The sequence below is a fragment of the Nocardioides sp. genome (assembly GCF_004803405.1).
Lineage (GTDB): Bacteria > Actinomycetota > Actinomycetes > Propionibacteriales > Nocardioidaceae > Nocardioides > Nocardioides vastitatis.
The window spans coordinates 15,326-28,478 of record NZ_SSXI01000019.1 but is presented as its reverse complement, the minus strand read 5'-3'; the positions used below and the strand labels follow the sequence as shown (position 1 = coordinate 28,478).

Genomic DNA, 13,153 nt, shown 5'->3' with positions numbered 1-13,153 from the left:
GCGTCGGCGGGGTAGGCGAAGCAGGCGGGGCAGGCGGGGTCGGCAACGGCGAGCCGTCGTCCCCGCCGATCTGCGAGCCGGGGTGCGTGCCGCCACTCTGGTCGCCGGGCTGGCCGCCGGACTGGCCGGACTGGCGGCCACCCATTCCGCTGAAATCGGGTCCGTAGGTGCTCTGCCCGACGCCGGCCTGGTTGGTCTCGTCCGACATCAGGGACGTGGCCTTCGCTCCGGCGCTGCTGACCATCCCGAGCCCGGCAGCGAACACCTGTCCGACCGGGCCGAAGCTGCCGAGGACGCCCTGGGTGGACTTGTTGAACCGATCGCCGGTCGAGGCCTCGGCGCTCTGCTCACCCGACGAGCGACCGTTGCCGTCGGTGGTCGAGGCGGCCGACGAGCCGCCACCGGCACCGCCGCCGCCGCTCAGCAGCCCCTGGAGGCCGCCCTGGATGGCCATGCCCTGACGGAACGACGCGCCGCTGGGGGTGCCGGGGTCGACGAAGGCCAGAAGCTTGAACAGCGCCAGCGGCGCGACGACGCTGATCAGGATCGTCATGACCGCCGGCAGGACCGTGCCGAACGCCTTGGCGGTGCCGTCGGCGAGGTGGGCAGCGACGCCGTTGGCGAACTGCACGCCGATGCCCAGCACCATCACCATCAGCACCGGGGTGAACGCCGCGGCGTGGAACCAACGCAGCGACTTCCAGAACCAGGAGCGGGTGAAGTCGGAGACCAGCCCGGCCGCGGAGAGCGGGCCGGTGGCGACCAGGACCAGCAGCGAGGCTGCCCTTGCGAGATAGACCAGGACGTGTCCGATCGCGGCGATCCACAAGAAGATGCCGAGGAAGGCCAGCGCGGTGGCCACGCCGGCCTCGGTGATGTCGTCGACGCCGAGGCCGCCCAGGGGATCCCAGTCGGGCCAGGTCTGCACCTTGAGCAGCGACTTCATCAGCGCCTTGGTGATGGCGCCGCAGGCCGCGACGATCATGACGCAGTAGCCGAACCAGCAGGCGCAGACCAGGACGAACTGGCCGGCGCCGATGAACGCCCGCGCGAGGCCCATGCCCTCGCGTTTGAAGGCCGCGGCACCGAGCTGGATCATCGCCAAGATGACCACCAGGGCGAGCGCGAGCCAGAGGGTGAAGGCGTAAACGCCCTTACCGGGTCCGTCCTCCCGCAGGTCGGGGGTCAAGAACAGCTCGCTGAACGTGAGCACAATGCGCAGCACGAACAGGCCGGAGCTCCAGACCGCGAGCATGGCCGCGGTCCAGGCATCGGCCGCCGCCTTGGCGATGACGTCGCCGATGGCCTCGAACGGGTTCGGGATGTCACCCAGGCCCGGGATGCCGGCGCCGAAGAGGTCCCCCACGTTCGGGAGGCCGGGGATGCCGGGCACCCCCGGGACGCCAGGGAGTCCGATGCCCGGGAGCCCGGCGTCGCAGATCGCGTCGAGCAGCCCACACCCGCCGACTCCCGGCACCACTCCCCTGACTCCCTTGGCGCAGTCGGTGAGGCTGGGGTTTTCGAGGCACTCCTGGACGCCCTCGACCTGGTCCTCGATCTCGTCCTTGACGCCACCGGCCGCGTCCTTGCCGCAGTCGACCGGGTCCTCCGCGCACTCGAGGGCGTCGCCGCCGAGGTCGCACAGTTCGTCGGGACCAAGGCAGCCCATCTTGAGGGGGCGGGCCGGCAGCTGGCTGGTGGTCTCGACCGTGGCGACCTGCGCTGTGCTGGCCGCCGTGCTGGCCGCCGTGCTGGTCGCCAGCTCGGCCGCGGCGGCGACTGGCGGCTGGATGGTCGTGGCGGCTCCGAGAAGCGTGGCGAGGACCAGGACCGCCAGGGCGCCGATGCCCAGCCTGGTCACCCGGCGGAAGAGGTCCGCGGTGCTCACTGGGGTGCTCCGCTGATCGGGATCCAGCCGGCCTGCATGTACTCGGGGGTGCCCGGCGCGACCGCCTTGGGCTGTCCGGTGGAGACCAGGTGCTCGATGTCTGCGGTGCTGCCCTGGACCAGGCGCCAGTCGCCCACGCCGTCGACCTCGAGCCACCGCATCAGCTGGGTGCCGGCGTAGAGGCCGTCGCTGACCTTGCCGTTGGCGGTGGTGAGGGTGACGTAGCTGAGCAGGTTCACCACGTAGTAGCCGGTGTCGAGCTCCTCGAGGGTGTAGGCGATCGGCGTCACCGCGTACGACGCGGGCGGGGGGACGTCCCCCTCCTTCGGGACGCCGGCCTGCTGGCGGCGCAGCGCCACAGCATCGCGGGCGCGCTGCTCGAAGACGGCCTTGTCCTCGGGGTTGGCGTACAAGCCGGCGACGGCGGCGGCCTGGTCGTAGTCGAACCCGACCTGCGCCTTGGCGACCTCGACCTGCAACGCAACCGCGCCCAGGTCGGTCTGGGGAAACCGGGTCGGGTAGCCGTCGACATGGTCGGCGCCGGTCGGGATCACGACGCCGTCTGCGGGTGCGCTCTCCGGGGCGACCTGGTCGACCGAGACGTCCTGCCCCTGCTGCTGCCCGGTCTGGCTCGAGGAGTCCCCGGATGTCTTGTCGATGCCGCTGTTGTCATCGGTACGGCCGCGCGCTCCGAACCAGACGGCGGTTGCCACGAGGACGGCGACCGCCACCAGGACCCCCACGCGCAGCAGGGTCGTGCGGGACTCCCCCATCGAGTCGTTGATCCGGTTCCTCATCTCAGTGCTCCCCTTCGGTGTCGCCAGGGTGGGCGGGTTCGGTGGTGCGGTCGGTGGACCAGGTCCGCCAGCCGGCCTCGTGTGCCAGCTGGGTGCCGGGCCAGGTCGCGGGTGCGGGTGCCGGCGGGACGCCGGGGGCGACCATCCAGCGGCCGCCGACCCACTGCATGCGCTCGCAGTGCGCGTAGGCGATCTGGCCTTCGGACTTGTAGGTGGCGCTGACCTTCATCAGCACGCAGACCGTCGCCCAGTCGGGGCCGTCGGTGCCCTTGACCAGCGCTGCAGCCGGCTCCAGGGTCACCGAGGCGCTGGGGTCCTTGACCTCGCCCATCCCGGTGCTGGAGAGGAACGCGCGGACGCTGGCGGTGATCCACCAGTCCTCCGCACGGACCCCACCGGGCAGCGCCCAGGCGTTGTAGACCTCCTCTGCGGTGCTCAGGCTCATCGACTGCAGCACCGCGAGGTCGATCTGGGCGAGCTGTCCGATCGCGCCCTCCGGGGTGTGCGGGAACCCGGTCATCACGAACGCGGGCCCGTTGACTCCGGTCCCGGTCGGGATCTTGATCTCCGGCGCCTCGATGCTGGTGGTCCCAGTGATCCTTGGCGGGAAGGCGGCGCTCTCGGGCACGGTCAGCATCGGCTCGGCCGCGATCTCATCGCGATGCGCGGCACCGCGGGCCACCGTCGAGCGCTCGGTCTCGCCGGTGGCCACGCCGGTGTTCGCGCTGGCCTCGTCACCGATGCCAGCGATCGCCAGGTAGACCGCGTACGCGAGGCCGCCGAGCAGGAGCACAGCCACGGCGACGGCGGCGGCCAGGATGCCGAGCAGCCGGCGCCGGCTCCACTCGCTGGTGCCTTCTGCCTTCATCGTGGCTGCGCGCCGCATCAGATGCAGCCCTTGCCGAGGATCCCGTTGAGCATCCCGGGCAGCACCAGGTAGGCGATCGCGCAGGCGAACACCACCACCACCGAGATCACGCCGACCTTGGACGCGTGCGGCAGGGAGAACACTCGGCCAGCGATGATCGCGCCGATCGCGATGATGATGCCGAGACCGAACAGGACGATGACGCCCCACAGCACGTAGCTGGTGATCTCGTTGGTGGGGCCGACAGCACCCGGCGGCGCCTTCGGGCAGACAGCCATCACGGCGGTTGCGGTTGCGGTCATGACGTCCATGGGTGGACTTCCCTTCTGGGTTGCTGACCCGGGCGGGTCAGGCGCTTTCGCTGGTGTCGGTGGGCAGATGTGCGGGCTCGAGCAGCTGACGTGCCGCCGAGATCAGAGGGGCCGAGACGGGTCGGGAGTCCAAGCCGTTGACCGCGAGCTCACGGTCCTCGGGGATCTCCACGCACCGGTCCGCGTCCAGAGCGCGGCGGACGGCGGGGCCGCCGGCGTGCTCGAGGCCGCGCGGCCACTTCTTGCGGCGGGGCCCGCGGACGGCAAGCGCGATCTGCTCGGGCTGCCAGTAACCGGCCAGCAGGTCCATGGCGACCCCGGCACGACGCATCCCGGGGACGGTGGCGGTGGTGACCAGGACGATCTGATCGGCGGCGCGGACCGCTTCGGCCAGCCAACAGTCGGTGGCCAGCAACTGGCCGGCCTCCCAGCCGATGTCGAGAATGGTCAGCTGGGTCTCGTTCTGCGCCTCGGTGGGCAGCGGGACCTCCTCGACGCCGGCGAGGACCTCGCTGGCGCGCTCGAGCAGGACGTGATCACGCTTGCCCTGCCGCCAATCGGACGGGTGCAGGCCGAGCTCGGCGGTGCTCGCCGCGGCGAGTCCAGACGCGGTGACCGAGCAGCACTCGATGACTCGAACCGGGGCGGCTGCCGCCAGACCGGTGGCCAGGGCGACGGTGCTCGCGCCGACCGAGCCTGCGGACCCGATCACGGCGATGGTGTGCTCGCCGTCGGCCGGTGACCAGTTGTCCTCCGCGGCGATGCCACGGCCGCGGGGGCCCTTGCCGGCGCCGGGACCGGTGCGGAACTCGCCCGCGCTCAATGCGTGCCAGGCGCGCTTGAGCTCGTCGACGCCGACCGGGCCGCTCGGGGTCTGGATGCTCACTGGGCCTCCCCGAGAGTGCCGCGGCGGAACTCGAGCGCGGCGCGGACCTCCGGAGGGGTCAGGGTCGCCAGCTGCGCCTTCGCGGCCTGGACTTCATGCAGCTGGGCGACGCAGCCCGTCAGCTGCTCGATCGCCTCGATCTCGAGGCCGGCGATCGCGAACAGCTCCGCGACCTGCTCCGGCGGACGGGTCTCGCCCTCGTGGGTGTTTGTCATGGGCTTCACCACCTCCAGTCGCCTATGTGTCGCGGGATGGCGCGAGCGATCACTTCCGGGCCTATTCGTCATGACCGAACTTCCTCGGGGCGGCCGCGGCGAGGGCCCGCATGCTGCGCGAGCCGTGACGGCGGACGGTTGCCTCAGAGACCCCGATGCGGGGCGCCACCCGGCTGGACACCTCGTTGCTGAGCAGGCCGCCGTACCCGCGCGCCAGCCTGCGGGTCTCGACTCGATCGGCCTCCTCGACCAGACACAGCAGCGGATACCGGTCCGCGGGGCTGATGACCTTGTGGTCGCAGGCCCACGCGAGCAGCTCCAGCAGCTCCTCGGTGGCCGACGGCTCCTCCTGCTCGGGTCCGGCGTCGGCGAGGATCTCGATGCGGTGGAACAGCGCGCCGGCGACCCGCTCGGTCGGCATATCGGCCGAGTACCCGGCACCGCCGTCGGCGCTCGCCAGGTCGCCGGCCGAGAAGGACTCCCCGAGAGTCGTGTTGGCCCAGGTGCGGTCGGCGCGGGAGACATAGAAGAAGTCGCCGACCTCGCGGAGGACACCGACGCGGGTGTTGATCAAGATGTTGGCTGCGACCTTGCGGAGCCGCCGCCACTTGAACGTTCGGACCTCGATCCACAGCTGGGAGGCCACCAGCTCGTCGATCCGCTCGACCGCCGCCCAGGTGCCGGCCGTCACTGGCTGGCTGTCGCGCAAGACCTCGCGCGGCGCGCGGCTGCTCAGCCAGCCCGCGAGCCGGCAAGCACCGGGCAGCAGGCACTTGGCGAGAGCGGCCGCGGCCGCAATGTCGTCACCACCATCAGGGGCCGCCAACATGGCCAGCGCCAGGAGGACCTCGTCGGAAACTGCGTGGTCCACCGCCGGCAGCCAGGAGCGGAGGTCGTCGAAGTTGTCGACCACGCCGAGCCGCGGATCGACCGCCACCCAGGCCGACCACTTCTGGCGGGCCTGGTCGAGCAGTTCGCTGTTGTCGTCGAGGCCAAGCTGGTCGCCCACACTCATCGAGCTCGCTCCTTTCGTCCGTGGCTGAGCACGGCAGAAAGGTCGCGAGCGGGCGTCCCCCCCAAACCCCTGATTTCGAGGGGGGACGCCTGCTCGACGGGTTCACGGTCGTTGCGTTTGCGCAGGTCAGAGCGGGGGGACGCCCCCGTCCCCCCGAAAAATGAATAGGTTCCCGGCCGACCCCTTGCGCGGCCTTCTTGTCGAGATGCAGCGAACTTTTCCAACCGGCGCGGACCTACTTTTCAACACCGGCCCGGTAGACATTCAGCTCCGTGATGCCGACATGGCGGTGGGGTCGAAGACGACGACTCAGCGGGCGGCGATGTGGGCTCCAGCTGCACCTATGGCAGTCCGCGTCGTCCGCCTTCACCAAGGGCACCGCATCGACCAGGACGAGCAGGTGAATCCTCTGACCGAAGAAGATCCTTGAGGGGCTGGTTCCTCGAGCGACGGCGGATGTAGGGGCGTGTGCTTGGTCGCACAACACCGAAGACGTCCGTCTGCCTACGTGACGCCCCTCCGCCGTTACTCAAGAGACCACCGGACCTCTAGGACGACACGCGTGCGGGTGCCTGACCGGCCTCGCGCCACTCGGCATAGTGGGAGCGGGCTCGTTACCCGGTGGTGGGTGCCCGAGTGATCTTCCCCAGCTTCGGGCATCCACCAACCTCGTCCCGTCGGATTGCGTTACGAGGCCTGTGAATCGGCCCGGAGCGAACGCATGGTCAGCTCGACCAAGCGCGTCGTCGCGGAATCATCTGGTGCCTTCGCCGCCGCGCTGAGGGCGTGGAGGCAGTAGTCGGCGAGCTCGCTCGCCGCGATGTCGGTGCGAACCTCGCCGGCGGCTGCAGCCTCGTCGAGCATCTGCGTGAACAGGTCGTGGATGCGCTCTTCAGCGTCGGTGACGTCGGTGCTCTGGTGCAGAAGCGCTGACAAGTCGGCTGATCCGTGCCGGGCGCGGTAGTGGCAGATCCGGGCGTAATGGGAGAGCAGGGCGTGGAGGCGCTCGTCGGCCGTGCCGGGGCCGCGGGCGAGCTTGGAGAGCTCGTCGAGGTGCTGGTCTACATGCCGTTGGTGGTGGGCACGCAGGATCGACTCGACGTCTGGGAAGTACTTGTAGAGCGTGGCGCGCCCGATACCCACGCCTTCGGCCACCTGCGTCATGGTCACCGACAGCGGGCCCCGCTGCTTGACCAGCTTCCAGGTCGTCTCGAGGATCGCGGCCCGCACCGCGGTGCGGTGGGACTCGATGGTCTCGTTCCACAGCTTCGGCATGCCGCAATGATACGCCTCGTCCGTTACGCGACACTTCGTATTGCGTAATACGACGTGTCTCGTAAACTTTCCTACGTACACCTGTCCGAGGAGGACCCATGACCGAAGAACAACACCCCCACGCCGAAGGCCCACCCGCGACGCCTATTGAGCCTCCGGGGATGCCGGTCTGGGTCAAGGAGCTCTTGATCGGCGTCGTGGTCGTCGTCGCGCTGGTGATCCTGGTGATGGTGTTGAGCGGCGGCCAGCACGGCCCAGGCATGCACGGATGACAATGCCGCTGCGCGTGCGGAAGGCGATGCTCGCCGTGCACATCGCCTCGTCAGTGGGCTGGCTCGGGGCAATCGCGGCGTACATCGCGCTAAACGTCCCCGTCGTCACGGGCGCTGACGAGCAGCTGGTGCGTGCGGCCCACCTGATGATGAAGCCGGTTGCCTGGTACGCCGTGGTACCCCTCGCGATCGCCTCGCTCGTGACCGGGATCGCGCAGTCGCTGGGCACCCCGTGGGGCCTGTTCCGTCACTACTGGGTGCTGATCAGCCTGTTCGTGACCGTGTTCGCGACGGTGATCCTATTGCTCCACATGAGGGACGTCGACGCCTTGGCGGCACGCGCCGCCGACCCTGCGGCGGATGCCGGCAGCCTCCCCGGCGACCTGTTCCACTCGATCGGGGGACTCGTCCTACTCCTGGTTCCGTTGGTGTTGAACATCTACAAGCCGCGGGGGCTGACGCGCTACGGCTGGCGCAAGCAGCAGGAGCAGCGCGCCGGCGGCCGCTGACCTCCCTTTCGGGTCAGCGACCGGGCACGACGAGGCTGTGCGGGCTGCTGTGAGCCGGGGGGCGCGGGTTGTCATCCTCGAGCCCGGCAGCGATGGAGACCGTGAGTCCGCCGAGAAGGAAGCCGATGACGCCGGCTGCGAGGACGTTGGTGTTCATGGCTCGCTCGCTCTCAGTGCTGGTGGCCGTGCTGGCCGTGCTGGTGGTTGTGGGCGGTGTCGTCGTGGGCGGAGTGCTCGGGAGACGAGTGCTCGGCCGCGGCGTGATCATGAGGGCGTTGAGGCTGCTCATCGCGCTGCTCGTGGCCGGCGTGGTTCTGTCCCTCGTGGTCGTGTCCCGCGTGGTAGCGGTGGGTGAGGGCGTGGCCCTTGCCCTTGTCGATGAGGTAGCGGTTGACGGGAAACGCGGCGATGAAGGCTGCGCTGAGCGCGGTCATCATGCCGAGCCAGAAGATCGGGTTGACCAGGCCCGCATCCATGGCGCCGGGGATGATCGCCATCACCGCGTTGTCGACGATCTCCATCACGGCGATGGACAGGGTGTCTGCGGCGAACACCACGCTCAGCGCGGCAAAGAAGCCGAGTCCGGCCTGCACCAGGGGCACAGTCGACAGTGCGTACCCGAACAGGAATGCCAGGCCGACAGCCAGCGCGATCGTCGCACCGGTGGACAGTCCGATCGCGGTACCGATCATCAGGCCCAGGATCTCCCCGATGGCGCATCCGGTCAGGCAGTGAAGCGTGGCATTGGCGGCCAGGGCATTGCGTTCGTTCATGGTCATTCCTTCGTGGAGTCCTCTCAAACCTACTGGACGAACTAGATACCCCTATGGGGTATTCCGCATCGCCCCGAGGGGAGGGGGTGATCCCGCTCAACGCGCGGAGCCACCCACCTCCAGCGGGACGTCAGTGGCTGTGTCCGGTGTGGCCATCGTCGGCGGGCTGCTGATCTGCAGGTGCGGGGGCCTGCTCGTGGTTGTCGTGGTCGTTCGGCTCACTCGGGGAGCTGGGGGTGTCCGGAGTGGACCCGTGGTCGTGGCTGGCGGGCTCGATGTTCGCGGCGAGGGCGGACATGCCGAGCCAGACGGCGATGGTGAATGCGGCCACACCTGCAGCGAAGAGGCCGACGAGGTTGCGCCAGCTGCCCTCCTTGTCCTTGAGGACGAAGGCGACGTACGACATCGCGAGCCCGATGGGCGTCATGATCGCGCAGCGCTCGGGGAACTGGTCGAAGTGCTGGATGCCGCCGCCGGTGAGCCCGACGCCGAAGGAGAGGAACAGGGAGATCGTGACTGCCCAGACCGCGCGACGGAGGGTGGGTCGCTCGGGCGCGAGGACGAACTCGTTGAAGACGGTGCCCAGGGCGAAGACGAGGGCGCCGATGATCGTGATGACGGTGTACTGCGGCGGGTCGATCGGGTAGTGGACGACACCGCCGGCGATGAGGGCGGCGCCCATGAAGTAGAGCATCGCGCCGATGTAGCGCGCCCAGAGCGGGGGCTCGGACTTCTGCTGCGGCGCCGGGGGTGTGGGTGCGGGCTGGGCGGGCTTGGTCGCGGTGAGCGTTGACATGGAGTTCCTTCGAGTTGTCTGTCTGAGGGCAGGCGGGAGCGAGGTCGGACCCGAACAGGTCCGGCCAGGCGGGCGACGGCTCTCAGCAGCGCAGGATTGACAGGCGGTGGAGGCAGGGCGCGTCGGGGGGTCGCCCCAGGAGCACGAGCGGTTCGCGCACTCGACGCGGAACGAACAGCGAACTCCGGCGTCGTTCGCCGATGACCGCGCTGATGGCTAGAGCGAACAGCAGGCCGAGAAGTGCCAGGCACTCACCCAGCCCGGGGCCGCCCTCGTCGCTCGGAACCGAGTCGTTCGACGCCCCCTGGCCCAGGACAGGCGACGCCGTCTCGGCCTCCGCGGCTTCCTGGTCGTGTGCGGCGTGGTTGTCCTCTGCCGCCACGAGCGCGACGAGGCGGGGAAGATGTCCAGCCGTGTGGTCCTCGCTGTGCGGCCCGAGCCCGTGCATGGCGAGGAGCCCGGCCAGCACGACGAGAAGGAGAAACGGGAAATGAGGCGAGCGCCGAAGAGCGCTGCGTCCGTGTTCCCGAGTCACGTGATGTGACCGTACCGGCCGAAGGTGTCGGAACCGCGAATCTGTGGCCCAGCCCGACGTCGGATGAGACCAGGATCACATCGCCCGTTGATCAAGAGCCTGGCGTCGTCCGCTAGTCAGCGGGTGGCACGGGATTGCCTAGGATCGAGTTCGTGCGGAACCTCCGAAGCATCGCCGGGACATCCCGGGCGCCCTACGCGCTCGTGGTGGCGGCACTGGCGCTCTTCGGGTTGCTCTCCATGCACGGATGGGGCACCCATGCCGGCATGCACGCCGAGACGAGCCACTCACCTGCCCACATCGCGCTCCCGCACGGCGACGACCACACGTCTGTGCTCGCGACCTCGCACCGAGGCCAGGCCGTGGGTGACGCTGCCGCAATGAACACCGACACGGTCAGCTGCGACAACGGCTGCGGCGGCTCCGGCTCCGACGGCGGCCTGGGCCTAGTCGGACTGTGCCTGGCGGTCCTCGGCGGACTCGTCCTGGCTTTCACACTGCTGCTCCTGCGCGGCTGCATCCCGCTGTTGCGAACGATGCTGCCAACGTTCCAACACCCGATCCTGCTCAGTCGCGAGCGCGACCCGCCCGACCTTCTCCGCCTCTGCGTGATCCGCTGCTGACAGTCGCCGCCGACGAGACACCCCCTTGGTGTCTCGCCTACGCCCCTGCCCGCAACCAGACACCAGACCCAGGAGAAGACCTCCCATGCGCAAGACCCTGACCGCCGCCCTGCTCGCGGCCACACTGCTGACCCTCGCCGCCTGCGGCAACGACGACGAGACCGACGCTGGCGCGACACACAACGACGCCGATGTCACCTTCGCCCAACAGATGATCCCGCACCACCAGCAAGCCATCGAGATGTCCGAACTCGCCGAGACCCGCGCCGCCAGCCCGGAGGTCAAGGACCTCGCCGCCGATATCAAGGGCGCCCAAGATCCCGAGATCGAGACCATGACCGGCTGGCTCGAGAGCTGGAGCGAAGACGTGCCCGGCGGCGACATGTCCGGCATGGACCACGGCGACAGGTCCGCTAACGGCATGGAGGGCATGATGAGCGAGGAGGAGATGGCCGAGCTCGAGGCCGCCTCCGGCGCCGAGTTCGACCGCCTCTTCCTCACCATGATGATCGAGCACCACGAGGGCGCGATCGACATGGCCAAGACCGAGCAGGAAGAAGGCGAGTACCCCGATGCCATCGCCCTGGCCGAGGAGATTGAGAAGGCGCAGACCGCCGAGATCACCACGATGAACGAGCTCCTCGGCTCCTGACCCCTATTCGACCCGCCGGTGGCGGGCACGCCCCCGGAATGCCCGCCACCGGATCTGGAGCCAAGGAAGCGTGAACCTCGTGCGACGAACCCTCCCCATCAGCCTCCTGGCCACGGCCCTGCTCCTCGCCGGTTGCACAGCCGAGGAGCAGGACAGTCCCGCGCCCTCGACGGGCGAAGAAGGCGCCGTCGGTCACATCCACGGCCTGGGTATCGACCCGGCGGACGGCACCCTCTACGTGGCCACCCACCACGGCCTGTTCCACATCGACGAGTCCGGCGAACCGCGTCGCGTCGCCGACCGCTGGCAGGACACCATGGCCTTCACCGTCGCAGGGCCCGGACACTTCCTCGCCAGCGGACACCCCGACCTCCGCGAGGACCATTCTCAGGAGCAGGGAGATGGCGCGACAGCGGATGCCCGTCGGCACCTACGGACAGATCAGCTACACCAAGACCGGGGGCTGCTGGAAGGCGCGGGCCCGGTTCCACGACCTCGACGGCGTCCTCCGCCGATACAGCAAGTCCGGGCGCACCAAGACCGAGGCCCGGAACAACCTCACGTCGTTCTTCCACGAGCACGCCGGCAGCTTCGGTGACGACCTCGTCCAGCCCACCACCACCGTCGCGCAGCTGGTGAAGATCTGGCTGGAGGAGGAAGCCAAGTCGGATGACGCCCCGCGGCCAGAGACCCTCGCCAAGTACGCCACCAACCTCGCCAACGTCCTCGACCCTGAAAAGAACGCTCAGCCGCTGGGTGCCTACGAGATCCGGCGAGTCCGGCCGGCCATCGTCACCGCCGCCCTTGACCGCCTCCCGAGCACCGACATGAAGCGAAAGGCGCGAGCCAATCTGAAGCGAGCGTTCGACCTAGCGGTCTACCACGAGGCCATCCCTGACAACCCGGCCGCGAAGACTCCGCCGATCACCAAGGTGAAGAGTCCCGTCCGAACAATCCAGATCGACGACATCGAGGTCATCCGAGACAAGGTCCGGGAGTGGTCAATCGGGGCGAACCGCCCCGGCCCGAGAAACCACGACATGCCGGACCTGGTCGACCTGCTGCTCGCCACCGGCCTGCGCATCGGTGAGGTGATTGGGCTGCGCTGGTCCGACATCGACCTGCTCCCTGACGGCTCCGACGACTGGAAGCCGACGCTGTCGGTGACCGGCAAGATCAACTCCAGCGGCCGCGCAGTGCGGGAGGACTGGACCAAGACCGGCAACGGCATCCGCGTCTTCGTCCTGCCGGCGTTCGCCGTGGCGATGCTCCGGGTGCGGAAGATGGGGCAGAAGCCGAACTCGATCGACGCGGTGTTCGCCACCCGGAACGGGACCTGGTACACCACCTCTAACATGCAACGGGCTTGGGGCAAGATCCGCGACGCGGCCGGCCTGCCCGAACTGGAAGGCGTCACGTTCCACACCTTCCGTCGGACGGTGGCGACCCAGATCGACGCCGTCCTAGACGCGGAGCGCGCCGCGGGCCAGCTCGGCCACGGCTCGACAGCGGTGACCGAGGCGTCCTACATCAACCGGTCACCGGTGGTGGTGGACGCCTCGGCGGCAACCGAACTGTTGGTATCCAGGTCCGCGACCACCTGACTCGACGATCACCGCCCAGTGCGGTGACGTGAGAGGGGCGGCCGAAGGCCGGCCCCTCTCACGTTGTGAATGCCGCACGGCCACACGCATCTCAACCCAAAGAGACTAAACCGCGCAGCACCCCCCGGCCCAGG

Annotated in this window: 17 protein-coding genes; 5 read left to right on the top strand and 12 right to left on the bottom strand. The window is 69.2% G+C overall.

The window, feature by feature from the left end:
- The 8 genes from E7Z54_RS24135 to E7Z54_RS01585 all read right to left on the bottom strand — a co-directional run.
- On the bottom strand, positions 1 to 1,888 hold a 1,888-nt coding region (locus E7Z54_RS24135), incomplete at its 3' end, for a type IV secretion system protein (RefSeq protein WP_136431121.1).
- The gene (locus E7Z54_RS01615) at positions 1,885 to 2,685 is read right to left on the bottom strand and encodes a hypothetical protein (protein WP_136431119.1); all 801 of its coding nucleotides are present in this window, start codon (positions 2,683 to 2,685) and stop codon (positions 1,885 to 1,887) included. The genes E7Z54_RS01615 and E7Z54_RS24135, both read right to left, overlap by 4 nt.
- A 1-nt stretch (position 2,686) precedes the next feature.
- Complete coding sequence (locus E7Z54_RS01610; RefSeq protein ID WP_136431117.1) at positions 2,687 to 3,571, bottom strand: hypothetical protein; 885 nt, start codon at positions 3,569 to 3,571, stop codon at positions 2,687 to 2,689.
- Positions 3,571 to 3,855 carry a hypothetical protein gene (locus tag E7Z54_RS01605; RefSeq protein WP_240769462.1) on the bottom strand — a complete coding sequence of 95 codons (285 nt, stop codon included), beginning with the start codon at positions 3,853 to 3,855 and terminating at the stop codon, positions 3,571 to 3,573. The genes E7Z54_RS01610 and E7Z54_RS01605 overlap by 1 nt, the downstream gene beginning before the upstream one ends.
- 46 nt (positions 3,856 to 3,901) lie before the next feature.
- Positions 3,902 to 4,750, bottom strand: coding sequence for a hypothetical protein (locus E7Z54_RS01600; RefSeq protein ID WP_136431113.1), 849 nt, complete (start codon positions 4,748 to 4,750; stop codon positions 3,902 to 3,904).
- Positions 4,747 to 4,965: a hypothetical protein gene (locus E7Z54_RS01595; RefSeq protein WP_136431111.1), complete on the bottom strand. Its 219-nt coding sequence runs from the start codon at positions 4,963 to 4,965 to the stop codon at positions 4,747 to 4,749. Before E7Z54_RS01595 ends, E7Z54_RS01600 begins: the two co-directional genes overlap by 4 nt.
- A gap of 61 nt (positions 4,966 to 5,026) precedes the next feature.
- A complete protein-coding gene (locus E7Z54_RS01590; RefSeq protein WP_136431109.1) occupies positions 5,027 to 5,980 on the bottom strand; it encodes a hypothetical protein in 954 nt (317 codons plus the stop codon).
- A 687-nt stretch (positions 5,981 to 6,667) separates the two neighbouring features.
- A complete protein-coding gene (locus E7Z54_RS01585; RefSeq protein WP_136431107.1) occupies positions 6,668 to 7,255 on the bottom strand; it encodes a TetR/AcrR family transcriptional regulator in 588 nt (195 codons plus the stop codon).
- 98 nt (positions 7,256 to 7,353) lie between these two features.
- Here E7Z54_RS01585 and E7Z54_RS22825 point away from each other — a divergent pair, with 98 nt between their 5' ends.
- Together E7Z54_RS22825 and E7Z54_RS01580 are read left to right on the top strand one after the other, a co-directional pair.
- A complete protein-coding gene (locus E7Z54_RS22825) occupies positions 7,354 to 7,527 on the top strand; it encodes a hypothetical protein (RefSeq protein WP_168798106.1) in 174 nt (57 codons plus the stop codon).
- Positions 7,524 to 8,036 carry a DUF2269 domain-containing protein gene (locus E7Z54_RS01580; protein ID WP_206055950.1) on the top strand — a complete coding sequence of 171 codons (513 nt, stop codon included), beginning with the start codon at positions 7,524 to 7,526 and terminating at the stop codon, positions 8,034 to 8,036. Before E7Z54_RS22825 ends, E7Z54_RS01580 begins: the two co-directional genes overlap by 4 nt.
- A 13-nt stretch (positions 8,037 to 8,049) precedes the next feature.
- On the opposite strand, the gene E7Z54_RS22820 is transcribed toward E7Z54_RS01580, so the two are convergent.
- From E7Z54_RS22820 to E7Z54_RS01565, 4 genes are all read right to left on the bottom strand, one after another.
- Entirely contained in the window at positions 8,050 to 8,193 is a 144-nt protein-coding gene (locus tag E7Z54_RS22820; RefSeq protein WP_168798112.1) for a hypothetical protein, read from the bottom strand.
- A 13-nt stretch (positions 8,194 to 8,206) separates the two neighbouring features.
- On the bottom strand, positions 8,207 to 8,809 hold the full coding sequence (locus E7Z54_RS01575) for a DUF4396 domain-containing protein (protein WP_240769461.1): 603 nt from the start codon (positions 8,807 to 8,809) through the stop codon (positions 8,207 to 8,209).
- A gap of 130 nt (positions 8,810 to 8,939) precedes the next feature.
- Positions 8,940 to 9,605, bottom strand: coding sequence for a hypothetical protein (locus tag E7Z54_RS01570; protein WP_136431105.1), 666 nt, complete (start codon positions 9,603 to 9,605; stop codon positions 8,940 to 8,942).
- Between the two features lie 82 nt (positions 9,606 to 9,687).
- On the bottom strand, positions 9,688 to 10,074 hold the full coding sequence (locus tag E7Z54_RS01565) for a hypothetical protein (protein ID WP_136431103.1): 387 nt from the start codon (positions 10,072 to 10,074) through the stop codon (positions 9,688 to 9,690).
- Between the two features lie 218 nt (positions 10,075 to 10,292).
- On the opposite strand from E7Z54_RS01565, the gene E7Z54_RS01560 reads away from it, so the two are divergent.
- The 3 genes from E7Z54_RS01560 to E7Z54_RS01545 all read left to right on the top strand — a co-directional run bounded on the left by E7Z54_RS01560 (position 10,293) and on the right by E7Z54_RS01545 (position 13,019).
- Positions 10,293 to 10,763, top strand: a complete 471-nt coding sequence (locus E7Z54_RS01560; protein WP_136431101.1) for a DUF6153 family protein — start codon at positions 10,293 to 10,295, stop codon at positions 10,761 to 10,763.
- A gap of 85 nt (positions 10,764 to 10,848) precedes the next feature.
- Positions 10,849 to 11,415 carry a DUF305 domain-containing protein gene (locus tag E7Z54_RS01555; RefSeq protein WP_136431100.1) on the top strand — a complete coding sequence of 189 codons (567 nt, stop codon included), beginning with the start codon at positions 10,849 to 10,851 and terminating at the stop codon, positions 11,413 to 11,415.
- A gap of 401 nt (positions 11,416 to 11,816) precedes the next feature.
- Entirely contained in the window at positions 11,817 to 13,019 is a 1,203-nt protein-coding gene (locus tag E7Z54_RS01545) for a tyrosine-type recombinase/integrase (protein WP_136431098.1), read from the top strand.
- Positions 13,020 to 13,153 lie beyond the last annotated feature (134 nt).

What these genes read in the sequence shown, in the direction of transcription:
- E7Z54_RS22825 (WP_168798106.1), top strand. Translation starts at nt 7,354, where the DNA reads ATGACCGAAGAACAACACCCCCACGCCGAAGGCCCACCCGCGACGCCT.
- E7Z54_RS01570 (WP_136431105.1), bottom strand. Translation starts at nt 9,605, where the DNA reads ATGTCAACGCTCACCGCGACCAAGCCCGCCCAGCCCGCACCCACACCC.
- E7Z54_RS01575 (WP_240769461.1), bottom strand. Translation starts at nt 8,809, where the DNA reads ATGAACGAACGCAATGCCCTGGCCGCCAATGCCACGCTTCACTGCCTG.
- E7Z54_RS01610 (WP_136431117.1), bottom strand. Translation starts at nt 3,571, where the DNA reads ATGCGGCGCGCAGCCACGATGAAGGCAGAAGGCACCAGCGAGTGGAGC.
- E7Z54_RS01605 (WP_240769462.1), bottom strand. Translation starts at nt 3,855, where the DNA reads ATGACCGCAACCGCAACCGCCGTGATGGCTGTCTGCCCGAAGGCGCCG.
- E7Z54_RS01580 (WP_206055950.1), top strand. Translation starts at nt 7,524, where the DNA reads ATGACAATGCCGCTGCGCGTGCGGAAGGCGATGCTCGCCGTGCACATC.
- E7Z54_RS01585 (WP_136431107.1), bottom strand. Translation starts at nt 7,255, where the DNA reads ATGCCGAAGCTGTGGAACGAGACCATCGAGTCCCACCGCACCGCGGTG.
- E7Z54_RS01615 (WP_136431119.1), bottom strand. Translation starts at nt 2,685, where the DNA reads ATGAGGAACCGGATCAACGACTCGATGGGGGAGTCCCGCACGACCCTG.
- E7Z54_RS01590 (WP_136431109.1), bottom strand. Translation starts at nt 5,980, where the DNA reads ATGAGTGTGGGCGACCAGCTTGGCCTCGACGACAACAGCGAACTGCTC.
- E7Z54_RS22820 (WP_168798112.1), bottom strand. Translation starts at nt 8,193, where the DNA reads ATGAACACCAACGTCCTCGCAGCCGGCGTCATCGGCTTCCTTCTCGGC.
- E7Z54_RS01545 (WP_136431098.1), top strand. Translation starts at nt 11,817, where the DNA reads ATGGCGCGACAGCGGATGCCCGTCGGCACCTACGGACAGATCAGCTAC.
- E7Z54_RS01595 (WP_136431111.1), bottom strand. Translation starts at nt 4,965, where the DNA reads ATGACAAACACCCACGAGGGCGAGACCCGTCCGCCGGAGCAGGTCGCG.
- E7Z54_RS01555 (WP_136431100.1), top strand. Translation starts at nt 10,849, where the DNA reads ATGCGCAAGACCCTGACCGCCGCCCTGCTCGCGGCCACACTGCTGACC.